This is a genomic window from Streptomyces albicerus (genome assembly GCF_008905045.1).
Taxonomy (GTDB): domain Bacteria; phylum Actinomycetota; class Actinomycetes; order Streptomycetales; family Streptomycetaceae; genus Streptomyces; species Streptomyces albicerus.
Map to the genome: position 1 here is coordinate 1 of NZ_VWMY01000171.1, position 4,852 is coordinate 4,852.

At 68.3% G+C, this 4,852-nt stretch carries 5 protein-coding genes and 1 pseudogene; 4 read left to right on the top strand and 2 right to left on the bottom strand.

The genetic code is table 11. From position 1 onward, the window contains the following. The 4 genes from GAS53_RS54465 to tnpB all read left to right on the top strand — a co-directional run. A partial coding sequence (locus GAS53_RS54465) for an IS630 family transposase (RefSeq protein ID WP_151485245.1) occupies nt 1–495 on the top strand: 495 nt, incomplete at its 5' end. 43 nt (nt 496–538) lie between these two features. After that, nucleotides 539–1,309, top strand: coding sequence for a transposase (locus GAS53_RS54470; RefSeq protein ID WP_151485246.1), 771 nt, complete (start codon nt 539–541; stop codon nt 1,307–1,309). A gap of 98 nt (nt 1,310–1,407) precedes the next feature. Further along, entirely contained in the window at nt 1,408–1,980 is a 573-nt protein-coding gene (locus tag GAS53_RS54475; protein WP_151485247.1) for an IS607 family transposase, read from the top strand. Next, nucleotides 1,977–3,290 carry an IS607 family element RNA-guided endonuclease TnpB gene (tnpB, locus tag GAS53_RS54480; RefSeq protein WP_225859725.1) on the top strand — a complete coding sequence of 438 codons (1,314 nt, stop codon included), beginning with the start codon at nt 1,977–1,979 and terminating at the stop codon, nt 3,288–3,290. The genes GAS53_RS54475 and tnpB overlap by 4 nt, the downstream gene beginning before the upstream one ends. A gap of 82 nt (nt 3,291–3,372) precedes the next feature. Here tnpB and GAS53_RS54490 read toward each other — a convergent pair whose 3' ends face one another. Together GAS53_RS54490 and GAS53_RS54495 are read right to left on the bottom strand one after the other, a co-directional pair. Beyond that, nucleotides 3,373–4,506, bottom strand: coding sequence for a serine hydrolase domain-containing protein (locus GAS53_RS54490; protein ID WP_151485248.1), 1,134 nt, complete (start codon nt 4,504–4,506; stop codon nt 3,373–3,375). A gap of 101 nt (nt 4,507–4,607) precedes the next feature. Next, a pseudogene (locus GAS53_RS54495) lies at nt 4,608–4,852 on the bottom strand (DUF4097 family beta strand repeat-containing protein); the annotation flags it as partial.

Genomic DNA, 4,852 nt, shown 5'->3' on the forward strand with positions numbered 1-4,852 from the left:
ATGCCCGAGCGGCGCACCCACGACTACGTGCGCAACGGCCTGACCACCTTGTTCGCCGCGTTCGACGTCGCCACCGGCGAGGTCATCAGTGCCCTGCACCGCCGGCACCGGGCCGTGGAGTTCAAGAAGTTCCTGATCCGGATCGACAAGGAGGTCCCCGCACACCTGCAGATCCATCTGATTGTGGACAACTGCGGCACCCACAAGACCCCCGCGATCAAGGCCTGGCTGGCCAAACACCCACGGTTCGAGCTGCACTTCACCCCGACCGGCTCCTCCTGGATCAACCAGGTCGAGCGGTGGTTCGACTACCTGGCCCACCAGATGATCCGGCGCGGCGCCCACAAGAACATCCAGGCCCTGGAAGCCGACATCCGCAAGTGGGTCAAGGACTGGAACGAAGACCCCAAGCCGTTCATCTGGACCAAGACAGCCGAGGAAATCCTGGACTCCCTGGCCCGCTTCTGCCGACGGATCTCTGGCGCAGGACACTAAACGCTGTCCCGTAAGCCCTGCTCAGGCATGTGACGATCTTGGTGTGGATGCTGTGGTGACGGCGGCTGAGCCGGAGTGGGTTGGTCTGTTCGCGGGACTCAACGAGCGACAGTTCCGCAAGCTTGTGGTGCTCGTGCGGCGTCGGGGTGGGGGCAATCCCACCGGCGGCCGACCGTGGGCCCTGCCTCTGGAGGACCGCATTTTGCTGGTGGCGGCGTACTGGCGGACGAACCTGACGATGCGGCAGCTGGGGCCTCTGTTCGGGATCTCGAAGTCGGCAGCGGACCGGGTCATCGACCACATCGCTCCACTTCTTGCTCTGGCCCCGGTCCGGCGCCGGCACCCGGCCGACACGGTCCTGATCGTGGACGGCACCCTGGTCCCGACCCGCGACAGGAGCGTGGCCGCTTCCAGCAAGAACTACCGCTATTCCACCAACCACCAGGTTGTCATCGACGCCAACACACGGCTGGTCGTGGCGGCCGGACGCCCACTGCCCGGCAACCGCCACGACGCTCGCGCCTACCGGGAATCGGGCGTGGACCGCGCTGTGAAGAACGCGCCTGTCCTCGGCGACGGTGGCTATCGCGGTACACCCGCCCTCATCCCGCACTGGCCGCGTAAAGACCAACCGCTCACGCCTGAGCAGCAAGCCGATAACGCCGTCCACCGGCGGGCCAGAGCCCGCGTCGAGCACGCCTTCTCCCGGATGAAGACCTACAAGATCCTCCGCGACTGCCGTTTACGCGGCGACGGTGTCCACCAGGCCGTCCTCGGCGTGGCCAGGCTGCACAACCTGGCCCTTGCCGGGTAGCCCCACCTCGCCCAGGCGCACTCCAGCCTTACCCAACATCCGCTTACGGGACGTCATTTAGTCATTCATAGTCATATCCAGTTGTATATCTTGATCGTGTGAAGCTTTCGGAGTGGGCGCGCCAGCAGGGCGTGAGTTACCAGACCGCTTGGCGGTGGGTGAAGGACGGGAAGATGCCTGTCCCGGTCCGCCAGGCGCCGTCCGGGACGTGGCTGGTCGATGAAGCCCGCCGTCCAGTTGTCCGGGCGGTGGTGGCGTACTGCCGAGTGTCGTCCGCTGATCAGAAGGCCGATCTGGACCGGCAGGCGGCCCGGGTCGTGGCCGACGCGAACCGGCTGGGCCTGGCAGTCGCGGAGGTCGTGACGGAGGTCGGCTCGGGGCTGAACGGGCGGCGTCGCAAGCTGCACCGAGTCCTGTCCGACCCGTCCGCCGCTGTGGTCGTGGTCGAGCACCGTGACCGGCTGGCCCGGTTCGGCGTCGAGCACCTCGAAGCCGTGCTGTCGGCGTCCGGGCGGCGCCTGGTCGTCCTCGACCCCGCCGAGACCACCGACGACCTGGTACGGGACATCACCGAGGTGCTGACGTCGATGTGTGCGCGCCTGTACGGGCGACGGGCGGCGAAGAACCGTGCCGCCCGCGCGGTGGCCGTGGCGACCGAGGCCGCCGAGTGAAGAAGTTCCAGCCGCAGCCCGGGTTCGTGGTGCAGGCGTACCGGTTCGCGCTCGACCCGAACGCCGGCCAGGAAGCCGCGCTGCGTTCGCACTGCGGTGCGGCCCGCGCGGCGTACAACTGGGCTGTCGGCTGGGTGATGGCCTCGTGGTGGCAGCGCAAGGCCGAGGAGTCCTACGGCGTACCCGAGGCGCAGCTGACCGAGTGGCGGCCGTGGTCGCTGCCTGCGCTGCGGAAGGCGTTCAACGCCGCCAAGCACGCCGACCCCGGGTTCGCCGGCTGGTGGGAGGAGAACTCGAAAGAGGCGTACTGCACGGGTCTGGCGAACGCCGCCGCCGCGTTCGACAACTACGCCAAGTCCCGGCAGGGCAAGCGGCGCGGCCGGAAGATGGGTGCGCCGCGGTTCAAGCCGAAGAGGAAAGCGCGCCGTGCCTGCCGGTTCACCACCGGCACGATCCGCGTCGACCGCGACGGCCGGCACGTCACCCTGCCCCGGCTCGGCACGATCCGCACCCATGAGCCCACCGGCAAACTCCTCCGCCGTGTGCAGGCCGGGACCGCCCGCATCCTGTCCGCGACCGTCCGGCACGAGCGGAGACGCTGGTTCGTCTCCTTCCAGGTCGAAGTCGCGCGGGAGATCACCCGTGTGGCCCGCCCGAACGTTGCGGTCGGCGTCGACCTCGGGGTGAAGACCCTCGCCGTGATGGCCGACTCGACGGGCGAGATCCGTACTGTCCCCAACCCCGGCCACTACGACCACACGCTGAAGCAACTGCGCCGCGCGTCCCGCGTCGTGTCCCGCCGCCAGGGTCCCGACCGCAGGACCGGCCGCAAGCCGTCGAAGCGGTGGGAGAAGGCCAACGCCGCCTACAACAAGCTGCATCACCAGGTCGCGAACCTCCGCGCTGATGCCCTGCACAAGCTGACCACGAGCGTGACGGCCGAGTACGGCACCGTCGTGGTCGAAGACCTCAACGTCGCCGGGATGCTGAAGAACCGGCGCATGGCCCGCAGGATCACCGACGCCGGATTCGGCGAGATCCGCCACCAGCTCGACTACAAGACCCGCCAGAGGCACGGCACCCACATGGTGGTCGCCGACCGCTGGTACCCCTCTTCCAAGACCTGTTCGGGGTGCGGCGCGGTGAAAGCCAAGCTGCCGCTGCACGTCCGGACGTACGAATGCGACACCTGCGGCCTGGTCCTCCACCAGCAACAGGCCGGCCGATCCGTACCGTCGGTAACCAGAGCTGTCACGTTCCGACTCCTCCACCAGGCCGAGCATGTGGACGGGCCACGCCGAGCTCGTTGAGCTCGGCGTGGCCCCGGTTCGGCGTTCTACCTGATGCACGACCGGAAGGGGGCGCCCCTCGAGGCGTACGGGTCCCAGGTGTTCAATCCGTCGTCTGCGCCGGACCGGCCTGCCCGCCGCAGAACACCTCGTTGACGAGCCTTTGTTGGGCGTTCTGGAATGCGGTTGCTATCGACAGGTCGGCGTCGTCCACACAGTTCAGCCCGGCGGTCAGGGTCTTGCTGCCGTCGGGTGTGCTGTACATCAGCGCCGCCGAGCCCCCGTTGGCGCCGTTGTGGTGGAAGATGGTGCCGCCGCCCGGGCCCGTGTCCTGCGCGAACACCCCCAGGCCGTAGCCGACCTTCGCCTCCGGCGTACGCATCTCGGCCAGCAGCTCGGCCGGCAGGAGCTTGCCGCCCATCAGTGCGGAGAAGTACGTGTGCAGATCCTGAGTGGTCGAGATCATGTCACCACCGGCCGAAACCCAGGAGGGGTTCTGACGGGTGATATCGACCGTCTTCTCCTGCCCGGCGTCCTCATAGCGGTAGTAGCTGTGGTTGAGCGGCTCGGGGATCTCCGACGAGGTGCCCGGCGCCACGGTGCCGGTCATCCCCAGCGGCCCCAGGATCAGCCGCTGCAGCTCCTCGGCGAACGAACGGCCGGTGACCTTCTCGATCACCAGCCGGGCCAGCACGTAGTTGGTGTTGGCGTAGCTCCAGCCCGTCCCCGGCGCAAACCGCACCGGCTTGGACAATGACAGCCGTACCAGCTCCTCCGGCCGGTAGGTCTTGAACCGGCTGTTCACCCACTCTTTGCCCGTGATGCCGTAGGGCATGGGGATCCCCGGCGCGAATGTCCCGTCCTCGTAGAGCTCGCCGGTGTGGTTGAAGATCCCGCTGGTGTGCTGCAGCAGCATCCGCACCGTGATCCGCCGGTCCAGCCCGAACTCGGGCAGGTAGTCATCGGCCGGGGCGTCCAGGCCGATCCTGCCCTCGGCCACCAGCATGAGCACCGAGGTCGCAACGAAGTTCTTCGTGGTGCTGCCGGTGCGGAAGTGCCCGTTGGTCAGCGGCTTGGCGCTCTGGCCCAGCTCGCATGCCCCGGCGCTGCCGACCCACTCGCCTTGCTCGTCGTTCACCCGCAGCTGCACCCCGACGAAACCGGACTCGACGATCTCCTCGATCGCCTTCTGCAGCTCCGGGCGATCCTGCCCCTGGGTGGAAAGGTTGATGGACATGTTTCTCCTTCAGATCTGTTGTGCCCGGGTCGGCGTCGGGCCGCCGCGGCAAGTGGCTGGCGGAGTGGGTGAGTTGGGGCTGGTGCGGGGTGTGGAGGTGTTCAGGCCGTGGCGCGGCGGATGTCGATGTTGCCGTGCCGGGTGCGGGCGCGGATCTTGACGGTGTCCTCGCTCTGTTGCGGGGCGTCGGACGCGGTGAGGGTGTTGCGGACCTGGCCGGAGCCCGAGCTGGCGTCGAGCCAGGCGGCCGTGCCCTCGCGGACGCCGACCTCGATGGCGCCGTAGTTCGTCTCCAGCTGGACGGTGCCGCGGGCCACCTCGGCCACGCGCAGGGTGCCGTGGGCAG